This is a genomic window from Tessaracoccus caeni, from assembly GCF_029211185.1.
GTDB classification, from domain to species: Bacteria; Actinomycetota; Actinomycetes; order Propionibacteriales; family Propionibacteriaceae; genus Arachnia; species Arachnia caeni.
Window position 1 is genome coordinate 441,346 of record NZ_JARGDO010000001.1, and the last position, 19,684, is coordinate 461,029.

The window sequence follows — 19,684 nt, forward strand, 5'->3', positions numbered from 1 at the left end:
CAATGACCAAACCCCGTTTCCGCCGCCGGATCGTGCTCGCCTCGATCGCCGGTGTCGCGACCGTCGGGCTGGCCGCCGGCTGCGCGCCCGGTGAGCCCGCCGCCCCGACGACCACCCCCGCCGACCCGGGCACTTCCGCCACCGCTCCTGCCCTCAACACCGACCCCGCGACGATGGGCGACGTCGAGCTGGTGCTCTGGGACCAGGAGACGCGCGGCTCGCAGAACGACGCTCTGGAGGCGCTCAACCAGGCGTTCCAAGACAAGTACCCGAACATCACCATCAAGCGCACCAGCCAGTCCTTCGACGACCTCAAGGCTCAGGTGTCGCTGGCCCTGTCCGGCGAGGATGTCCCCGACGTCGTCCAGGTCAACAACGCGCGCGGCGACATGGGCCAGTACGTGAAGGCCGGCCAGCTCACCGACCTCACCCCCTATGCCGAGGCCTACGGCTGGGCGGACCGCTTCCCGGCCTCCGTGTTGAGCAAGGTGCGCTACTCGGCCGACGCCGCGACCTTCGGCGACGGCAACCTGTACGGCCTGCCGCAGACCGGCGAGATCGTCGGCATCTTCTACTCGGCCAGCAAGCTGGACAAGATCGGCGGCAAGGCACCCGACAGCTGGGAGGAGTACCTCGCCCTGCTCGACACCGCCAAGGCGGCCGGCGAGCAGCCGATGATCCTCGGCAATGTCGAGAGCTGGCCCGCGCTGCACGTCTTCGGTCCGCTGCAGGGCCACTTCGTGGCTGCCCAGGACATCGTCAATCTCGGCATGGGCAACGCCGGCGCCAGCTGGCTGAGCGACGGCAACGTCGCGGCCATGACGCAGTTCGCCAAGTGGGGCGCGGAGGGCTACTTTGGCTCGTCGCCGAACGGCCTCGACTACGACCTGGCCTGGTCCGAGTTCACGAAGGGCACCGGCGTGTTCCTGCCGGGCGGCTCCTGGCTGGGCGCGGACCTGGAGGCCGCGATGGGCGACGATCTGCACTTCATGGCACCGCCGCCCGGAATCGACGGCACCCCCGCCACCACCGGCGGCACGGGCATCCCGTTCTCCATCCCGGCCAAGGCCAAGAACAAGGACGCAGCCGCCGCGTACATCGACTTCATCACCAACGACGACGCCATGCAGGTGATCGCGGACAACGGCGGCATGCCGGTGCTGCGCACCGCCGAACTGGCACCCGAGAGCGGCGTGCAGAACGAGATCTACACGGCCTTCGACCTGGTCTCGAACAACGGAACCCTGCTGCCCTACCTCGACTACGCGACCCCGTCCTTCGCGGCCACCGCCGGCCAGGGTCTGCAGGAGGCCTTGGGCGCGCAGCGCACGCCGGAGGAAGTGCTGCAGGCCTTCGAGGACGACTACCAGGCGTTCATCGGTGGCTGACACGACCCGACGGCGAGGCCGGGAGCGGCCCTCGGCGGTGGTGCGCTCGCGCGCCACACCGTATCTCTACCTGCTCCCGGCCCTGCTGGTCTACGGCGCGTTCATGCTCTATCCGCTCGTGCGGTCGGCGCAGTTCTCGCTGTTCGACTGGCCGGGATTCGGCCCGTCCACCTTCGTCGGCCTGGACAACTACGCCGACCTGCTCACCGACCGTCGCTTCCTGGCCTCCATCGGCCACGCTCTCCAGCTGATCGTCTACTACTCGATCCTGCCGCTGATCGTAGGACTCATCCTGGCTGCGGTGCTGCGTCGCGGCCAGGTGCGGGGCCTCGGTATCTACCGGGCGATCATCTTTCTGCCCCAAGTGATCGCGCTCGTCGTGGTGGCCGTCGCGTGGCATCAGATCTACTCCCCGTACGGCCCTCTCAACCGCTTCCTGGAGTCGATCGGGTTGGGGCACATCGCCCGCGGCTGGCTGGGCGACCCCACTTGGGCGCTGCCCGCCGTCGGGCTGATCGGCTTCTGGCTCTCAACCGGCCTGGTGATGCTGCTCCTGCTGGCCGGCATGGGGCGCATCCCCAACGATCTCTACGAGGCCGCCCGTCTCGACGGCGCGGGCCCCGTCTCGGAGTTCTTCGCGATCACGCTGCCCAGCGTCCGCGGCGAGATCACGACGGCGCTGGTGCTGACCATCATCGCCGCACTCAAGACCTTCGACCTGGTCTACCTCACCACCGGCGGCGGCCCGGGCACCCGCACGACGGTGCCCAGCTACGAGGTCTACAACCGCGCCTTCACCCTCAAGGAAGTGGGCTCTGCGTCCGCAGTGGCGGTGGTGCTCACGATCATCGTCTTCCTGATCAACGTCGTCGTCTCCCGGATCGGCGAGGAACCGGCGGTGCGACGATGAAGACCTCACGCGCCGAACGCACGCTCAACTACGTCGTCCTGACCGTCTTCGCGATCTTCGCGATCAGCCCCATCCTCACCATCGTCGCCACCGCGCTGGGTCCGCAGGTGCGCGACCAGACGTCGGGCCTGCACTTCGGCAACCTGATCGACGCGTGGAACATCGGGCAGTTCGGCCCGGCCATGATGCGCTCGGTGGCGGTGGCGGCGCTGGTCGTCACGTCGGCCCTCGCGCTCTCGATCCTGGCCGGATACGCCTTCGGAACCATGCGCTTCCGCGGCGCGACGGCGCTGTTCTACCTCTTCCTGCTGGGCCTGATGATCCCGGCCGAGGCCATCGTCATCCCGCTGTTCTTCGACCTGCGCATGCTCGGCATGACCGACACCATCTGGGCGGTGGCGCTCCCCCAGATCGCCCAGTCGGTCGCCTTCGGCACCTTCTGGATGCGCGCCCAGTTCCGTGCGCTCCCGTCCAACCTGGTGGAGGCGGCCGCCATCGACGGCTCGGGCGCCTTCTCGACGCTATGGCGCGTCGTCGTGCCGCCGTCCGCGCCGTCGATCGCGACGGTCGCGGTGCTGATGTTCATGTGGACCTGGAACGAATTCCTGATCCCGCTGATCATGTCCCCGACGGGAGCCTGGCGCACCGCGCCGCTCGGACTGGCCATCTTCAAGGGGCAATACACCGCGGACACGGCGCTCATCGCGTCCGCGGGCGTGATCATCGCGACACCGATCGTCGTGATGTTCATAGCCCTGCAGCGCTACTTCATCAACGGAATGCTGGAAGGAGCGGCTAAGGAATGACCATCGAACTGCACCGCGATCACGACGAGGTCTTCTGCCCGGACTGCTGGGCCTGGGATCCGATGGCCCGGGTCCGCAAGCCCGAGGATCCGCCGCTCGACGTGATCACCACTGGCACCGTCTTCTTCGACCTCATCTTCACCGGCCTCCCCCGGCTGCCCGAGCCGGGCGAGGAGTTGTGGAGCACCGGCATGGGCTCGTGCCCCGGCGGCATCGCCAACCTTGCCACCGCGTCGGCGCGACTGGGCCTGCGCACCGGTCTCGTCGCGGGTTTCGGCGACGACACCTACGGCGACTGGATGTGGGAGACGCTGTCCGAGCAGGAGCGCATCGACCTCAGCGCCTCGCGCCAATTCCCCAACTTCCATTCCGCGATCACCGTGTCGATGGCGTTCCGCGGCGACCGCGGCATGGTCACCCACGGCCATCCCCTGCCCGAACCCGTGCTCAGCGACCTCACCCGCCTGCCGTCGTCGAAGGCGGCCGTCATCGACCTCAACGGCGACGTGTCGTGGCTGGACGAACTGAAGCGCCGCGGCACCCTGGTGTTCGCGGACGTCGGCTTCGACGAGACCGGGCGCTGGGATCCCGCCGACCTGGAGCCGCTGGCCCAATGCCATGCCTTCACCCCCAACTCGGTCGAGGCGATGAGCTACACCCGCACCGACACACCCGCGGAGGCGCTGCACAAGCTGGCCGACCTGGTGCCGCTCGCGGTGGTCACCGACGGGGTGCGCGGCAGCTACGCCCTCGACCAGACCACCGGCGAGCAGGCCTACTGTCCCGCACTGAGCGTCGAGGCGATCGACCCCACGGGCGCCGGCGACGTGTTCGCGGCCTCGTGCGTGCTCGGCACGCTGGCCGGCTGGCCACTGAAGCAGCGCCTGCGCTTCGCGTCGCTCAGCTCCGCGCTGGCGGTGCTGGGCTTCGGCGGCTCGCTGGCGGCCCCGGGTTGGGGCGACCTGTCCGACTGGTGGCGCGACACCAAACGCCGCGCGGCCGACAACGACCCCAAGGCACAGCTCCGGGTGGAACAGTACGGCTTCATGGACGACCTGGTGCCCAAGCACCGGGTGCAAGGCGTGCGCCGGGCGATGGGCACCTTCGCCATGGCCTCCGACGCGGAACACCACTACTGAGAGACTCCGTGAGCGTTCCCGGCCAACCTTTTTGGAACCTCGTCGCGTCGTAGGGAGCGAAGGCGCGAGAAGAGGAGTCCACGATGAAGCGCAACCGGTTCCGTCGCATAGCGATGGGTGTCGCCACCATGTTCCTGGCGCTGAGCTTGGCGGGGTGCGCAGCGGGTGCTGCGACGGATAGCGAGATCGCTCCGCAGGCCGGCAGGGACGCTGGGCAATACGACCAAGCCACCGCGGGGTTCGAAAAAGGCGCAGACATGCCGGCAGCCGCAGACATGATGTACCCCGCCGACGGGACGGAGGACGTCTACGGCGACGAGGCTGGGCGGATGATCATCCGCAACAAGGTACTGCGGGTCGAGGTGCCCAGCACCGCCGAGACCGTCACCAAGATCCGAGACCTGACCCGCTCCCACAAGGGCAGCGTCTCCGACATGCAGGTCGCCACCGACAGCGAGGACTGGGTCTACCACTACGACGAGTACGGCAACCCCGTCGGCGACGGCACGGCGCTGCGCGGCTGGGTGACCGTCCGGGTGCCGAGCGATTCGTACGAGGACTTCATCGCGGACGTCTCCAAGCTGGGCACGATCAAGTACCAGTCGGAGTCCACCAACGACGTCACGCAGGAGCACGTCGACCTGTCCGCGCGTTTGAAGAACCTCCAGGCCCAGGAGGCCCGGCTGCGGGACTTCTTCGACGCCGCGAAGAACGTCAAGGAGATGCTGTCGATCGAGGAGGAGCTGGGCCGGGTGCGGGGCGATATCGAGTCACTCGACGCACAGGTGACCTATCTGGAACGGCAGGCTGCGATGGCGACGGTGACCGTCGAGTTGGTCGAGCCACGAGCCGTCGTTCGTCCCGAGGGCGAGTCGTGGGGCTTCTCCCAGGCGATCACCGACGGCATCCGCGGAGCGGCCAGCGTCATCGCCGGGGCCCTGAGCTTCCTGATCGCCACGTCGCCGCTGTGGATCATCGGCGCGGTGCTGTTCTTCCCGATCCGCCGTTGGCTGCGTCGCCGGAAGAGCGAGAAGGCTCCGCTCGTGCCGGCCACAACGATCCCGGCAGCGCCTGCAGCAGAGGTGAGACCGCCGACTAGCAACCACTCTCCCGAATAAAAGTGGCTGAGCGGGGGGTATCTGTACGTATTGCACAGATACCCCCCGCTCAGCCACTTTTATTTTTGGCATGCGCAGGTTACGCGGCTAGGCGGCACTCCAGGGGGTGCCAGTGAGGAGACGGAAGGCCTCCTGGTAGCGGTCCTGGGTGGCGCGCACCACGTCGTCGGGCAGAGCAGGGGGCGGGGTGTCGGAGGCCTTGTCCCAGCCGGATTCCTTGGCCAGCCAGTCGCGCACATGCTGTTTGTCGAAGCTGGGCAGCGCCTCCCCCGGCACCCAGGCGGCGGCGTCCCAGAAGCGGGAGGAGTCGGGGGTGAGCACCTCATCGGCCAGCACCAGGGTGCCGTCGGCGCGCCGGCCGAACTCGAACTTGGTATCGGCGAGGATCACGCCTCGCTCGGCGGCCAGCGCCTCGGCCCGGGAATAGACGCTGAGCGTCAGGTCGCGCAGTTGTTCGGCCAGGTCGGCGCCGTGCAGGTTGGCGATGGTGGCGAAGTCGACGTTCGGGTCGTGCTCCCCCAGGGGTGCCTTGATGGCGGGCGTGAAGATGGGCTCGGGCAGCTTGTCGCCATCGCGCAGGCCTGCGGGAAGCGGTACGCCACATACCGACTGAGACTCTTGGTATTCGGCCCATCCCGAACCAGTCAAGTAACCGCGGGCGACGCACTCAACCTCCACCATGTCGAGCGCCTCGACGATGGTGGCGCGGCCGCGCACCGGCTCAGGCACGTCGGTGGACAGCACGTGGTTGTCGATCAGATCGGCCAGCTGCTCGAACCACCACAGCGACAGCTGGGTGAGGATCGCTCCCTTGCCGGGGATCGGGGTGGAGAGCACATGGTCGTAGGCCGAGATGTTATCGGTGGCCACCATCAGGATGGCGGGTGCGCCGTCGTGGGTGACGTCGAATAGTTCGCGCACCTTTCCGGCGTAACGAAGGGGCAGGTTCAGCTGGCTCGCATACTGGCTCACGGCCGCAGTTTACGCGGCTTTAGAGACCCGCTTCAGCGTGTCCGGGGTGGTCAGCCACGGCAGCATCGAGACCAACAGGATGGCTCCCGTCAAGAGGAAGGCCCAGTCGTAGCCCCAGGTGTCGACGATCAGCCCGGCGACGACCGGACCGATGATGGCGCCGACGTCTGCGACCATCTGAGACACCGCGATCACCTGGCCGGCGGAGCGCTCGGAGCCGATGATGTCGGCCAGTGCGGCCTGCGTCGACGGATTCAGCATGCCGACGCCGACGCCCGCCGCCAGGCACAGCAGCAGGATCCACCAGAACTGCCCGCCGAAGCCGAGGATGGCGGTGAAGCCTCCCGCGATCAGAGATCCGACCAGGATCAGCGGCTTACGACCTCGTCGGTCGGCATAGCGGGACGAGAAGGGCAGCGTCGCGGCGTTGCCCACCGCGAAGGCCGCGAGCACGGCGCCGGAGACCCACGGCTCATCGCTGACCGCGAAGGCGACGAACAGCGGAATCAGCGAGACCCGCACGCCGAAGTTGGCCCATCCGTTGGCGAACATGGTCGCGAGCGCCGCGCGATAGGCGTTGTCGCGGAACGCCTCGGCCAGGGTCATCGGCGGCTGCGCACCCTGTCCGGAGGCCCCGAGCAGGCGTTCGCGCGGCAGCAGCCAGCCCACCAACGCCGCCGCAACCACAAGGAAGCCCGCATAGACCAGGAACGGCACCTGCACCCCGAAGCCACCCAGCAGGCCGCCGATCAGCGGCCCGGTGATGTTGCCCACCAAAAAGGTGGCTCCGTACAGCGCGGAGACTCGGCCTCTCATCGTCGGCGGGGCGAGCTTCACCAGCATGCCGACGGCCGCGACGGTGAACATCACCGAACCGATGCCGCCCAGCGAGCGGAAGATCAGCAGTTGCCAGTAGTTGGCGGCGAACGCCGTGGCCGCCGACGAAGCAGCGACGATCAGCACGCCCGCCATGTAGGTGCGCTGCTCGCCGAAGCGCTGCACCAGCGAACCGGCGGGCGTCGCCCACAGCAGTCGGAAGGCGGCGAAGGCGCTGACCACGATCGTCGTCGCGGTCACCGAAGCCGACATCTGCTGTGCGAAAAGGGGAAGGATCGGCGCGATCAGGCCGTAGCCCACGGCGACCGCGAAGGCCGCTCCCACGAGCACCCAGATCTGGGTGGGGATCTTCTCTGAAGTGGCGTTGGCAGGCATCGCCGCCCATTCTGCCCCCGAGTGCTCAACGATGCCTAAAGTGTGAGGGATGAAGAACGATCCGCCCCCCATCCGACGGCTCGCCGACGGCACGATCAAGCAGACCAACCCGTTGTCGGGCACGCAGGTCTGGACGGTGCCCGGGCGCGGCCACCGCCCCTTGGGCGCCCCCGCCGGCGCGGGCGAACCGATCGATCACAGCCAGCACGGTCGGCACTGCGCCTTCTGCCACCGTCGTTACCTGGACACCCCGCCGGAGAAGTCGCGGCTGGTGCGCACCGCTCAGGGCTACCGGAGGCTCGACGCGCTGTCCGCCATCGAGCTCGACCGCAGCGTCGCCCATGTGCGCCGGGTTCCCAACCTGTTCGAGATCCTCTCGCTCGACTACTGGCAGGCCAACCACGGCTACAAGATCCCCGACGAGGCTCGGGCACGGATGCAGTCCTATCTGAGCGACCCCGTCGGCCGCGCTCATGCGATGGGGATGGCCAAGTCGAGATGGCTGGCCGGCGGGGGCACCGTCGAGTCGTGGGAGCAGGCGGACAAGGCGGCCCGGCTGGATCTGGTGGAGAACTTCTTCGCCGGCGGCCACGACGTGATCATCGGCCCGCGCCACTTCGTCGACGGCGCCACCACCACCGACCAGCTCGCCGGCGTGGCGTCGCTGGCGCCTGACGAGCACCTGGCCTACCTGGCGCTGACCATCGACGCGATGGCCGACCTCTGGCAACTCAACGACGCCGTGCGCTACGTCGCTACCTTCCAGAACTGGCTGCGTCCGGCCGGGGCGAGCTTCGATCATCTGCACAAGCAGGTGGTGGCGATCGACGAACCCGGCGAGGCCGCCCGGCGCGAGCGGTTGATCATCGCCGCAAGGCCTGACGCCTACCGCGAGGCGGTGGAGTACGCCCGATCCGAGGGCCTGGTGGTGGCCGAGAACGACCACGCCGTCGCCTTCGCCGGCTACGGTCACCGCTTCCCCACGCTCGAGATCCACTCCAAGGCCGACGGCCACCTCCGCCCGTGGGAGCACTCGCCTGAGCAGGTGGCCGGGATGGCGGCGCTGCTGCGCGCCTGCCACGTCGCGACGGGCGACGAGGTGCCCAGCAACGAGGAGTGGCATTACCGCCCGCGCGGCTTCGCCCAGGAGATGCCCTGGCGGATCAACCTGAAGTGGCGCATCTCCACGCTCGCAGGTTTCGAGGGCGGTACGAAGATCAACATCAACACGCTGTCCCCGTACGACGTCCGCGACCGCGCCCTCAGCCGCCTCAGCGCCTTGGGACGCGACCCACACCGCGCTCGTTGAGGCGCGAGGCCGCCCGCGGCCGAGCCTCGAAAGGAGCGCGACCTTGGGCGGAGACCGTCCTTCGGCTGCGCGTTGGGTCGCTTCGAGGCTCGCTTGCGCTCGCACCTCAACGACCGTGATCACCCCACGCTCCTTGGATCGTGCGAGGAACGAGCCTCGAAAGGAGCGTGCCCCTGAGCAGAGACCGTCGTTAGACCACCAGCCGGGTCGCTTCGTCGCAACTCAACGTCCGGAATGATGCGCGCCCCGAGAACTACAGGACGCTACCCGGGCGGTAGGCGGCAGCCTCCGGGTTGGCGTCGACCAGCTCGGCGATCCGGGCGGCCAGGCGCGCGACCTGGTCGGTGGCGGTGCCGGCCAGCTCCATGGGGCTGGTGACCAGCGAACCGAGTTCGTCGCGAGTCAGCCCGATGCGCTCGTCGGCGGCCAGCCGGTCGAGCAGGTCGTTGTCCTTGGCTCCCTTGCGTAGATCCAGCGCGACAGCCACCGCGTGCTCCTTGATGGCCTCGTGCGCCACCTCACGGCCGACGCCCTTGCGCACCGCCGCCATCAGCACCTTGGTGGTGGTGAGGAACGGCAGGTAGCGCTCCAGCTCGGCCTCGATCACGGCGGGGAAGGCGCCGAAGTCGGCGAGCACCGTGAGGAAGGTCTCGAACAGGCCGTCGAGGGCGTAGAACGCATCAGGCAGCGCGACGCGGCGCACCACGGAGCAGGACACGTCACCCTCGTTCCACTGGTCGCCGGCCAGCTCGCCGATCATCGAGACGTAGCCGCGCACGATCACGGCCATCCCGTTGACGCGCTCGCAGGAGCGGGTGTTCATCTTGTGCGGCATCGCCGACGAGCCCACCTGGCCCTCCTTGAAGCCCTCGGTCACCAGCTCGATGCCGGCCATCAGCCGGATGGTGGTGGCCAGGTTCGACGGGGCCGCCGCCACCTGCGCGAGGGCGGTGAGCGCGTCGTAGTCGAGGGAGCGCGGGTAGACCTGGCCGGTGGAGGTGAACACCGCGCGGAAGCCGAGCTCCTCAGTGACGCGGCGCTCGAGCTCGGCGAGCTTGGCGGCGTCGCCGTCCAGGAGATCGAGCATGTCCTGGGCCGTGCCGACGGGGCCCTTGATGCCGCGCGCCGGGTAGCGGCCGATCAGGTCGTCGAGGCGGTCCAGGCCCACCAGCAGCTCGTCGGCGACGGTCGCAAAGCGCTTGCCGAGCGTGGTGATCTGAGCGGCGACGTTGTGCGAGCGGCCGGTCAGCGGCTGCTCGGAGTACTGGGTGGCCAGGCGGGCCAGCTGGGCCAGAGCCGCGATAACCCGGGTGCGGATCACGTCGAGGGAACGCAGCACCTGGAGCTGCTCGATGTTCTCGGTGAGGTCGCGCGAGGTCATGCCCTTGTGCACGTGCTCGTGGCCAGCGAGGTCGTTGAACTCCTCGATGCGGGCCTTCACGTCGTGCCGGGTGATGCGCTCGCGGGCGTCGATGGAGGCCAGGTTCACGTCGTCGATCACGGCCTCGTAGGCGGCGATCACCTCGTCGGGGTTCGCGCCGCCGAAGTCGACGCCCAGGTCGCGCTGGGCGCGCAGCACTGCCAGCCACAGCCGGCGCTCGGCGACGATCTTCGCCTCGGGAGCCCAGATCTCGCGCATCTGGGGGGAGGCATAACGGTTGGCCAGCACGTTGGGAACGCTCATGGGCGCCGAGTCTAGTGGCGCACGGCGGGTTATCCACAACGCACGAAGGGCACCTACAAATGCTCTGAGTCCGCGGCTAGATTTTGGCGCACAGCTCGGCCGATTCCAGAGGAGCATCCATGAGCCGCCCGTCCCTTTCCGCAGCCCTCGCGTTCCTCCTTGTCCTGACAGCCTGCGTACCGGACGCGTCACAAACCCCGTCCCCCGAACCGACGCCGACCGAAAGCCCGGAGCCCACAGTCACCGTGGCGTGGGAGACCGAGGAGTCCCCCATCGGTAAGCCGTGGGTCAGCGACGACGTGGTGGTCAGCTATATCCGCACCAACAGAGGCATCGCCCTCGCCGGTTTCGACCCCGCCACGGGCACCAAGATCTGGTCGCACCCTGCATCGTTGGGAGGGATTCCCTTCGGCATGTCGATCAATGCCGCAGTGCGTGAATACGAGGGACAGAGCTGGACCGCTTTCCTCAGCGAAGCCGACGGCGGATGGACCGGGGTAGTGCTCGCTGACGCAGTCACCGGCGGGATCCGGGGTCTCCGGGAGCACCGCGTCTGGGCCATTTCGCTTCCCTCCGAATGCCTCGACGACCCGGAGCCGACGTTCTGCATCCAGGGGATGTTCAACGAAAGCGGCGCGTACGGCCAGGTCCGGGTGGATGTCAACGCGAGCACTATCGATCCCGTCGGTGACTACCCCCAACCCACGAATTCGAGGATGGTCGGGGACCGGGTTTACTCAACCAACGAACGCTCGCCCGAGGAAACGGAAGGGCTGGGGTACATCGCGGACGGCAAGGTGCTGTGGGAGTACGACTACCACGATCTCTTTGGCCCCGACACCTCGTCTGACGCCGGCTGGGCATGGTACTCAGATGACGACCACGATCCCGTTGTCGGTCTCGGACACATATGGCGCGACCAGTTCGTTGAGCAGAGTTTTACGTTCCCGTTGAGCGACTCCTCGCTGGTGGCTATCTCCAAGGAGGAAGGGGAGATCCTCTGGCGCTCTCCAGCAACTGATCTCTGCCCGTTCGCAGTAGATAACTATCTCGATGAGGCGAACCGGATCATCGGCTGCCGCTATGCCTCCGGCGAAGCGCGTATGACCTGGGAGGAGGATGGCTCCTTGTCAGAGGACTACAAGGACGTTGCCATGTCACTCGTGGGACTCGACCTACACGAAGGCACCACCGTCTGGGAGCACCGACTCAGCGCTGACCTCCTGCATGCCCCCGACAAGGGCTGGAGCTTCGTCTCGCAAGAGGAGGAGATCATCATCCCATCAACAGGAACATCCGTGACGCTCGTCGATCCGAGAACGGGTGCAGCGAGACCAGCCGAGCCGCAAGACCTCTTCGTGTGCGAACGCGACAGGGAGCGCTTCCTTCCCACCTGGGGGGATGAGCCCGGCTCATACGGCGCGGGCAAGGGCCGGTACCCCTGCGACCAGTCGGGAGCGGAGCTACCGGATTGGACCGCTTCTCAGGTGGAGCAGGCCGGTAGGCTCGCCGGGGAGGTGCATGTGATCTCGATGCCGGATCGGTTGATCGGGGTACGCGTGGCATGAAAAGCGCCGGGTGCCGAACCTTCGGCTACGGATATGGCGCGATCTGTACCTATTTCACAGATCGCACCATATCCGTAGCCGGAGATTCTCCATCCCGGTTCACAACGCCGAAATGCGACCGATCAGGTGCGGCTTGTTCTCCTTGCCGCGCACCACGAAGCGAGTGATACCGTCCTCCCGCGCTTGGGCGAAGCGCACTTTGCCCGGCAGGAAGATCGGTTTGGTGAACTGCACTCCTACTCGGTAGGCCTCGGGGAGGTGTCCGTCGAAGGCGGCCAGTGCCCGGGCATGGGTCCACATGCCGTGGATGATCGGACGCGGGAAGCCGAAGAGTCGCGCGGTGACGGGGCTGAGGTGGATCGGGTTGGCGTCGCCGCTGACCGCCGCGTACTGCCGGCCGAGGTCTGGGGGCAGTCGCCACTGCTGCGCGTCGGGCGCCTCCGGGGCGGTCTCACGCACCGCCGTCGGAGGCTCGCCCGGCAGCTTCGCACCTCGGGCCAGATACTGGCTGACGCCGCGCCAGGCCAGGTGATCGTCGATGTGCACCGTGCCGACCATGTCGAAGATGACGCCCTTGGCGTGCGGCTGAGGATTCTCCGCGCGCGCCATCAGACGCACCTTCTGGCCGATCCGAGCCGGCCGCAACAGTTCCATGTCGTTGCGCACGTGCACCAGGCCGGCCAGCCCGAAGGGGAAGTCGGCCTCGGCCATAAGCGCCATCTGGAGCGGGAAGGTCAGCACGTGCAGCCAGGTGGGCGGCACGACGTCGCGCACGGCGAAGCCGGTGACCCGGGCGTAGCGAACGTAGGGCTCCACGTCGAGGCGATGATCGTCGATCAACGCGGCGCGATCCGGGAAGTCGCCCGGGCGCGCCGACCCCTTGCCGCCCAGCGTCGCCTTCACGAACAGCTTGTTGACGCTGGGCGCCTCCGCGTAGGTGCGAACGTCAGTCATCACGACCTCCCCCTGTCCGTCGCTTCGAGGCTCGTTCCTCGCACCTCAGCGACCGTCACACCCACCGTCCGCAGCAATTCAGGAAAATCGGCTACTGGCCGATTTTCGGCATCAGACACCGGAAAATGGGCCATTGGCCGATTTTCCTGGATACGGGGGAGGTTGATCGGACGCATGTCAGGCCCCGATCAGGTTCTGGCCACAGACGCGGATAACCTGGCCGTCGACCCCGCCGGAGCAAGGGCCGCAGAGGTAGGCGATGGTCTCGGCGACGTCGTCGGGCTTGCCGCCCTGGCTCAGCGAGTTGGTGCGACGGAAGATCTCGCGCTGGACGAAGGGGATGGCCCCGGTCATCTCGGTCTCGATGAACCCTGGCGCCACCGCATTGACGGTGATGGCGCGCCCCGCCAACTCCTCCTTCATCGCCCACACCAAACCCATCACCCCGGCCTTGGAGGCGGCGTAGTTGGTCTGGCCCCGGTTGCCGGCGACACCCGAGGTGGACGCGATGCCGACGATCCGCCCGTTCTCACCGAAGGATCCGGGGACGTCGTTGTTCAGCAGATACTCGTTGATGGTCATCTCCGCGCGGAGGTTCACGTCGAGCACGCTGGCCCAGCGCTTCTCGTCGAGGTTGGCGAGCAGCTTGTCGCGGGTGATGCCGGCGTTGTGCACGATCGCCCACAGCCGAGCGTCCTTCCCGTGCACCTGCGCGATGTGCTCCGTGATCCGCCGGCCGGCGTCGGGGCTGGTGATGTCGAGCTGCAGCGCCGAGCCGCCCACCTCATTGGCCACAGCCGCCAGCGACTCCCCCGCCGCCGGGATGTCCACGGCGACGACGGTGGCCCCGTCGCGCGCGAAGATCCGCGCGATGGCCGCCCCGATGCCGCGGGCTGCGCCCGTGACCACCACGATCCGCCCCGTGAACGGCACGTCGACGCTGGGATGCGGATCCTTCGACGGCCCCACGCGCCAGGTCTGGCCGTCGACGAAGGCCGAGCGGCCGTGCAGCAGGAACCACACCGTGGAGGCGAGATCCTCGGCCGGCGTGTCCTTGAGCAGGAAGACGAGGTTCGTGGTGGCACCGTCGCGCAGTTCCTTGCCGACGGTGCGGTTGATGCCGTCGATGCCTTGAGCCACGGCCTTCGCTTCGAGTCCGTCCACCGCAGACGCGTCGGTGGCCAGGATGATGATCCGGCCCGAACGCTCGAGCCCTCGCATGACGGGCCGAAGCAGCTGGCGCAGCCCTTCGAGTTGGTCGATCGTGCGCACGCCCGTGGCGTCAACGATCAGCGCGCCGGGACGCACGGGGTAGCGCGGCGCGCGCTCTCGTCCCTTGTCGTCGAGGGTGCGAGCCTCAGGCACGTCGCGCAGCGCCTCCTCGAAGGGCACATTCAAGAGACCCAGCACCTCGGCGGCAATCCCACCGCCTTCCAGTTCGCCGAGCACCACCGGCCCCGCGGGCATCCGTCGCCCGCGACGCAGCAGTGGCGGATCGCTCAACCCCGCCTTGCCCGCGACGAACTTGCCGACGGGCGAGGTGTACAGGCTTTCGAGCAGGCTGGACACGCGCGTCACTTCCCTTCCAGAATCGCGACGACCCCTTGGCCGCCGGCAGCGCAGATGGAGATCAGGCCGCGCGAGCCCGCCCCCTTCAGATGCAGCATCTTGGCCAGCGTGGCGACGATCCGGGCGCCCGTGGCGGCGAAGGGATGCCCGGCCGCCAGCGACGATCCGTTGACGTTGACCCGGTCGCGGTCGATTGTGCCGAGGCCGGCCTTCTCCAGGGCCTTCAACGTCGCGCAGACGGTGCCGGCGAAGGCCTCGTGGAACTCGTAGTAGTCGAAGTCGTTCAGCGTCAGGCCGTTGCGTTCGAGCAGGACGGGCAACGCCCGGGTGGGTGCGAGCAGCAGGTCGTCGGCGCCGGAGACGTAGTCGGCAGCCGCCACCTGGGCGTCCACGAACTGGGCCAGAACGGGCCAGCCCTTCTCCCTGGCCACCGACTCTTCCGCCAACAGCACGGCGGCGGCACCGTCGGTGAGGGCCGTCGAGTTGCCGGCGGTCATCGTCGCGGAGTCCTTGTCGCCGAACACAGTGCGCAGCTTGGCGAGCGCCTCCATCGACGTCTCGGGCCGCAGCACGCCGTCCTTGGTCACCCCCAGATAGGGCGAGACGAGGTCGTCGAAGAAGCCCTCATCCCAGGCGCGCGCCAGATTGCGATGCGACGCCAGCGCCAGCTCATCCTGCTCCTCGCGGGTGAGTTCCCACCGTGCGGCGGTCAGCGCCTGCGACTCCCCCATGCTCAGCCCTGTGCGAGCCTCCACGACGCCCGGCGGAACCGGCACCAGATTCCCCGGCCGGATGGTGGACAGAGCCCTCAACCGCTCCCCCAGCGACCGCGCACGGTTTGCCGCCAGGATGGCGCGGCGGAGTCCTTCGGTGACGACGATAGGGGCGTCGGAGGCCGAGTCTGCGCCGCCCGCGATCCCGGTATCGATCTGGCCCAGCCGGATCTTGTTGGAGATGTAGACCGCAGCCTCGAGGCTGGTGCAGCAGGCCTGCGCGATATCGACGGCGGGGGTGAGCGGCGACAGCGCCGAGCCGAGCACCGCCTCACGGGTGAGGTTGAAGTCTCGGGTGTGCTTGAGCACCGCTCCTCCCGCCACCTCGCCGAGCGCCGCGCCGGACAGCCCGAATCTCGCGACCAGCCCGTCCAGGGCCGCGGTGAACAGGTCTTGCGCGGACGCGGAAGCGTACTTGCCCCCGGCCTTGACGAAGGGGGTCCGGTTTCCCCCCACCACCACTGCGGCGCCTAGCGTCATCGTCTGATCCTCTCGATCGGGTCGTCCGAAATTCAACGTACCAGATACTTGACGTATCGGATACTGTGAGTTTCGTGAATACTGTCAAAGAGGTCGACGGGCGCGCCGCGCGCTGGGAGCAGCACAATGAAGAGCGCCGCCGCGAACTGATCAATGAGGCGCTGCGCGCGATCCGCCTGCACGGCCCGGGCGTCGGCATGGACGAGATCGCGGCCCAGGCCAAGACCTCCAAGCCCGTGCTCTACCGCCACTTCGGCACCAAGTTCGGACTGCATCAGGCGATCGTCGAAGCCACCCACGCGTTCATCTTCCAGAGCCTCCCGCTCGGCGATGTGGAGTCGCTCGAGCCCCGTGAGCTCATCCACGAACTCGCCGACGCCTACCTCTCGCTCGTGGAGCGCGACCCGCACATCTACGCCTTCGTGATCACCCGTCCCAGCGCCGACGCCGGCGACGAGCACCCCGTACTGGGCATCACCGCCCGGATCGGCAACGAGATCTCGCGCGCCATGGCGAGCTGGCTGCGTCGCAACAACCTCGACGAGCAGGCCGCCAACACCTGGGGCCACGGCGTCGTCGGCTTCGTCTACGCCGTCGCCGACCGCTGGATCCTGACCCAGCACACCAGACCACGAGAAGACGTCGTGGGTTTCATCGACCAGATGTTTGCCGCCACCTTCACCCCCTCACCCGCCAGCAGTGATGCAAGGAGCAATTGATGTTCAAGGAGCAGAAGATGACCATCACTCCCACCGGAGACGCCCTCCGCACGGCCCTCGACGGACCGTTCCATGAGATCAAGCAAAGGTGGCGCGATGAGATCACCGCGGACGACGTCGTCCGCGATCCCACGCTTAGCCTGGAGGAGGCCCGCGACTGGACGCTGGACCGGGTGATCCGCGTCGCTCGCCGCCAGTTCGTCACCGCGGGCTTCCCCGCCGCGCAGGGCGGCAGGGGCAGCGTCGCCGAGTCGGTCGCCAACTTCGAGATGCTCGCCATGGGCGACTTGTCACTGACCATCAAGTCGGGCGTCCAGCACGGGCTGTTCGGCGGCGCCATCACCAACCTGGGCACGCAGTGGCACCACGAGACCTTCCTCCCCGGCGCCATCGACGTCTCGCTGCCTGGTTGCTTCGCGATGACCGAACTGGGTCATGGCTCGGACGTGCAGTCGGTGGAGACCACCATCACCTACCTCCCCGACAGCGACGAGTTCGAGGTGGACTCCCCCACCCCGCAGGCCACCAAGGCCTACATCGGCAACGCGGCTCGCGACGGCCGGATGGCCGTGGTGTTCGGGCAGCTCTTCGTCGACGGGGAGCACCACGGCGTGCACGCGATCCTCGTCCCGATTCGGTCGCACGACGGCAGCCCGCTCGACGGCGTCACCTGCGGCGACCACGGCCACAAGGGTGGCCTGCTCGGCATCGACAACGGCACCATCCGCTTCGACCACGTCCGGGTGCCCCGTCAGATGCTGCTCGACCGCTACGGCGGCGTCGACGACGAGGGCACCTACCACTCGCCCATCGCATCGAAGAACGCCCGCTTCTTCACGATGCTCGGCACCTTGGTGCGCGGCCGGATCTGCGTCGGAGCCGGGGCGGCCGCCGCCGCACGCAAGGCGCTGACGATCGCCGTGGACTACGGGACGCGTCGCCGCCAGTTCCGCGCACCGGGTCTGGGCGACGAGATCCCGCTGTTGGACTACCTGACGCACCAGCGTCGCCTGCTGCCTGCCGTCGCCACCGCCTACGCGTACGGCTTCGCGGTCAACGAGCTGGCGATGCAGCTGCAGCGCGTCCAGGACGCCGAGGGCGCCGATCCCAGGGCGGCCAGGGAGCTGGAGACCCGCGCGGCCGGCATCAAGGCGGCGCTCACCCGCTTCGCCACCGACACCATCCAGGCCTGCCGCGAGGCGTGCGGCGGTGCCGGCTACATGAGCGGCAACGGCATCACCCTGCCACGCCAGGACGTCGACATCTTCGCGACCTTCGAGGGCGACAACACCGTGCTGCTGCAGCTTGTCGCCAAGGCCCTGCTGCTCGACTATAAGTCGACCTGGGGCGACATGGATCTGCGCGGCGCCGCCCAGGCCACCGCCAAGCTGATCGGCGGCGCCGTCATGGAACGCACCACGGCGCGCTCCCTCATCGACCGCCTGGTGGCCACCGCCAAGCGCACCCCGGAGGACCGTCAGCTGCTCGCGCGCGGATGGCACGTCCAGATGTTCGAGTTCCGCGAGCGCCACATCACCGAGGGCCTGGCGCAGCGGATGCGCGCTGCCGGCAAGCTCAAGGGCGAGGCCCAATGGCAGGCCATCAACGCCTGCCAGACCCACATGCTCGAGGCCGCCCGCGCCCACATCGACCGCGTCGTGCTGGAGGCCTTCATCCAAGGCATCGACGACTGCACGGACGACTACGTCACCTCGCTGCTCGTCAAGGTGTGCGATCTCTACGCGCTGTCCACCATCGAGGCCAACCGCGCCTGGTACATGGAGCATGAGGCCTTCGACCCCAAGCGCTCCAAGCTGATCACGCGCGCCGTCGACGCGCTGTGCGGGGAGCTGCGAACCAAGGCCGGCCCGTTGGCCGAGGGCCTCGGAATGCCGCGGCACTGGCTCTCCACCGACGCCGTCCCGCCGCTGATCGAGGCCTAGGAAAACTGCAGGTCGGCCTGGGGCGAGGGCAACTCGACCCAGGTCCGACCCGGAGCCATCAGCAGCGACGAGCCGTCGGTCAGCCTCAAGTTGAAGGGCTCCCCGACGGTGCCCTTGCCCCAGCGTCCCGTGACCACTTTGCCGCCATGCGCATAGTGGAAGTCCCCGGCGGCGTCGATGATCTCCAGGATCGGATCATCCGCGTGCGTGCCGTTGCCGATGCGCCCCATCTCCCACGGCGCGACGATGATGAGCACGGCATCAGCGGTCACGCGTTCGCCATCGGCCAGGATGTGCTCGCCCCAGGGTTGGCTGCGCAGGTAGGAGTTGCTCGCGGCGTCGTACTCGTAGGTCATGTCGTATTCGTGCCCCGACCCATAGGGAATGACGAGGCTGGTGGCCGCGCTACCCGTGGCCGTCGACGCGGCCTCCGCGGTTGGCGCGAACGAGAAATACGGCTCGGGCGCCTCGGTGTTGCGCTCCGCCAACTCGGCCATCCTCGCGGGATGCGCCTGGATCGCGCGATCGTATTGCGTCTTTCCCCTGACCGTGTACAACCGGTCCTGGTCGACGCTGTACGCGCCGGTGCCTCGCCAGTCGAGGTAGGTCATCCGCTCCAGATACTCGGCATGCTCGTCGGTATAGGCCAGCACCCAGTCAGCGGCGCCGGTGTTTCCGAAGACGGGACGCAGGGGCGAGAGCAGCGGCACGTCGGCCGGCCGGATCGAGCGAATGGGGCCCACAGCGTCGGCGTATCGGCTGTGGAACACCGGCGCCAGGCGGGTCGCGCCGTAGTCGTTGGGTTGGCAGAACACGATGTCGGCCTCGAGCAGCCCCCGTTGCGGTTGCTCGGATTGAAGGTTCGGCACTTTCAACGCCACCGCCGGCCGACTCATGATGGCCTCGTCGACGAGCGGCAGCCCCGTCAGCGGCGCCACCGGAACCGGCGCGACCGAAAGGGACGGAGACGGGCTGGCGACGGGCGTCGGCGAGGGGGTGGGAGTGGGCGTCACCGGATCCGGTTTGGGTGCACAGGCAGCCGCGGCGGCACCCATCGCACCCGCTCCCGCGATCAGGACCGCTCGCCTTGATGTCTCCACAGCAGCTCCCTCGTTGCTCGGCCGTGAATCAGCCTAGCGA

15 protein-coding genes and 1 pseudogene are annotated in these 19,684 nt (G+C 68.1%); 9 read left to right on the top strand and 7 right to left on the bottom strand.

Going from position 1 to position 19,684, the window contains the following annotated elements; translation table 11 throughout:
* Positions 1-2 precede the first annotated feature (2 nt).
* The 5 genes from P0D62_RS02065 (at position 3) to P0D62_RS02085 (ending at position 5,361) form a co-directional block, all read left to right on the top strand.
* On the top strand, positions 3-1,388 hold the full coding sequence (locus P0D62_RS02065; protein ID WP_275700941.1) for an ABC transporter substrate-binding protein: 1,386 nt from the start codon (positions 3-5) through the stop codon (positions 1,386-1,388).
* The gene (locus P0D62_RS02070) at positions 1,381-2,298 is read left to right on the top strand and encodes a carbohydrate ABC transporter permease (protein ID WP_275700942.1); all 918 of its coding nucleotides are present in this window, start codon (positions 1,381-1,383) and stop codon (positions 2,296-2,298) included. The genes P0D62_RS02065 and P0D62_RS02070 overlap by 8 nt, the downstream gene beginning before the upstream one ends.
* Entirely contained in the window at positions 2,295-3,104 is an 810-nt protein-coding gene (locus P0D62_RS02075) for a carbohydrate ABC transporter permease (RefSeq protein ID WP_275700943.1), read from the top strand. The genes P0D62_RS02070 and P0D62_RS02075 overlap by 4 nt, the downstream gene beginning before the upstream one ends.
* Positions 3,101-4,243 (top strand): carbohydrate kinase family protein, encoded by a 1,143-nt coding sequence (locus tag P0D62_RS02080; protein ID WP_275700944.1) that lies wholly within the window; start codon positions 3,101-3,103, stop codon positions 4,241-4,243. The genes P0D62_RS02075 and P0D62_RS02080 overlap by 4 nt, the downstream gene beginning before the upstream one ends.
* 83 nt (positions 4,244-4,326) lie before the next feature.
* Positions 4,327-5,361 carry a DUF4349 domain-containing protein gene (locus tag P0D62_RS02085; protein WP_275700945.1) on the top strand — a complete coding sequence of 345 codons (1,035 nt, stop codon included), beginning with the start codon at positions 4,327-4,329 and terminating at the stop codon, positions 5,359-5,361.
* Positions 5,362-5,469: 108 nt separating this feature from the next.
* Here P0D62_RS02085 and P0D62_RS02090 read toward each other — a convergent pair.
* Positions 5,470-6,333, bottom strand: a pseudogene (locus P0D62_RS02090) (phosphoribosylaminoimidazolesuccinocarboxamide synthase); the annotation flags it as partial.
* Positions 6,334-6,342: 9 nt separating this feature from the next.
* Complete coding sequence (locus P0D62_RS02095; protein WP_275700946.1) at positions 6,343-7,545, bottom strand: MFS transporter; 1,203 nt, start codon at positions 7,543-7,545, stop codon at positions 6,343-6,345.
* A 49-nt stretch (positions 7,546-7,594) separates the two neighbouring features.
* Here P0D62_RS02095 and P0D62_RS02100 point away from each other — a divergent pair, with 49 nt between their 5' ends.
* On the top strand, positions 7,595-8,854 hold the full coding sequence (locus tag P0D62_RS02100; RefSeq protein ID WP_275700947.1) for a DUF4921 family protein: 1,260 nt from the start codon (positions 7,595-7,597) through the stop codon (positions 8,852-8,854).
* 253 nt (positions 8,855-9,107) lie between these two features.
* Here P0D62_RS02100 and purB read toward each other — a convergent pair whose 3' ends face one another.
* The gene (gene purB, locus P0D62_RS02105; RefSeq protein WP_275700948.1) at positions 9,108-10,538 is read right to left on the bottom strand and encodes an adenylosuccinate lyase; all 1,431 of its coding nucleotides are present in this window, start codon (positions 10,536-10,538) and stop codon (positions 9,108-9,110) included.
* 83 nt (positions 10,539-10,621) lie between these two features.
* Here purB and P0D62_RS02110 point away from each other — a divergent pair, with 83 nt between their 5' ends.
* Positions 10,622-12,106, top strand: a complete 1,485-nt coding sequence (locus P0D62_RS02110) for a PQQ-binding-like beta-propeller repeat protein (protein ID WP_275700949.1) — start codon at positions 10,622-10,624, stop codon at positions 12,104-12,106.
* 99 nt (positions 12,107-12,205) lie between these two features.
* On the opposite strand, the gene P0D62_RS02115 is transcribed toward P0D62_RS02110, so the two are convergent.
* The 3 genes from P0D62_RS02115 to P0D62_RS02125 all read right to left on the bottom strand — a co-directional run bounded on the left by P0D62_RS02115 (position 12,206) and on the right by P0D62_RS02125 (position 15,882).
* The gene (locus P0D62_RS02115) at positions 12,206-13,060 is read right to left on the bottom strand and encodes a MaoC family dehydratase (RefSeq protein WP_275700950.1); all 855 of its coding nucleotides are present in this window, start codon (positions 13,058-13,060) and stop codon (positions 12,206-12,208) included.
* Positions 13,061-13,237: 177 nt separating this feature from the next.
* Positions 13,238-14,629 carry a 3-oxoacyl-ACP reductase gene (locus P0D62_RS02120; protein WP_275700951.1) on the bottom strand — a complete coding sequence of 464 codons (1,392 nt, stop codon included), beginning with the start codon at positions 14,627-14,629 and terminating at the stop codon, positions 13,238-13,240.
* 5 nt (positions 14,630-14,634) lie between these two features.
* Positions 14,635-15,882 carry an acetyl-CoA C-acetyltransferase gene (locus P0D62_RS02125; protein WP_275700952.1) on the bottom strand — a complete coding sequence of 416 codons (1,248 nt, stop codon included), beginning with the start codon at positions 15,880-15,882 and terminating at the stop codon, positions 14,635-14,637.
* A gap of 74 nt (positions 15,883-15,956) precedes the next feature.
* Here P0D62_RS02125 and P0D62_RS02130 point away from each other — a divergent pair, with 74 nt between their 5' ends.
* Entirely contained in the window at positions 15,957-16,601 is a 645-nt protein-coding gene (locus tag P0D62_RS02130; protein ID WP_275700953.1) for a TetR/AcrR family transcriptional regulator, read from the top strand.
* Entirely contained in the window at positions 16,601-18,544 is a 1,944-nt protein-coding gene (locus P0D62_RS02135; RefSeq protein WP_275700954.1) for an acyl-CoA dehydrogenase family protein, read from the top strand. Before P0D62_RS02130 ends, P0D62_RS02135 begins: the two co-directional genes overlap by 1 nt.
* Here P0D62_RS02135 and P0D62_RS02140 read toward each other — a convergent pair.
* A complete protein-coding gene (locus tag P0D62_RS02140) occupies positions 18,541-19,644 on the bottom strand; it encodes a DUF3048 domain-containing protein (RefSeq protein ID WP_275700955.1) in 1,104 nt (367 codons plus the stop codon). The genes P0D62_RS02135 and P0D62_RS02140 overlap by 4 nt on opposite strands.
* Between the last annotated feature and the right edge of the window lie 40 nt (positions 19,645-19,684).

Bases quoted from the DNA above. Each gene is read 5' to 3' on its own strand.
- purB (WP_275700948.1), bottom strand. From the start codon at position 10,538: ATGAGCGTTCCCAACGTGCTGGCCAACCGTTATGCCTCCCCCCAGATG.
- P0D62_RS02100 (WP_275700947.1), top strand. From the start codon at position 7,595: ATGAAGAACGATCCGCCCCCCATCCGACGGCTCGCCGACGGCACGATC.
- P0D62_RS02075 (WP_275700943.1), top strand. From the start codon at position 2,295: ATGAAGACCTCACGCGCCGAACGCACGCTCAACTACGTCGTCCTGACC.
- P0D62_RS02125 (WP_275700952.1), bottom strand. From the start codon at position 15,882: ATGACGCTAGGCGCCGCAGTGGTGGTGGGGGGAAACCGGACCCCCTTC.
- P0D62_RS02080 (WP_275700944.1), top strand. From the start codon at position 3,101: ATGACCATCGAACTGCACCGCGATCACGACGAGGTCTTCTGCCCGGAC.
- P0D62_RS02065 (WP_275700941.1), top strand. From the start codon at position 3: ATGACCAAACCCCGTTTCCGCCGCCGGATCGTGCTCGCCTCGATCGCC.
- P0D62_RS02135 (WP_275700954.1), top strand. From the start codon at position 16,601: ATGTTCAAGGAGCAGAAGATGACCATCACTCCCACCGGAGACGCCCTC.
- P0D62_RS02115 (WP_275700950.1), bottom strand. From the start codon at position 13,060: ATGACTGACGTTCGCACCTACGCGGAGGCGCCCAGCGTCAACAAGCTG.
- P0D62_RS02085 (WP_275700945.1), top strand. From the start codon at position 4,327: ATGAAGCGCAACCGGTTCCGTCGCATAGCGATGGGTGTCGCCACCATG.
- P0D62_RS02095 (WP_275700946.1), bottom strand. From the start codon at position 7,545: ATGCCTGCCAACGCCACTTCAGAGAAGATCCCCACCCAGATCTGGGTG.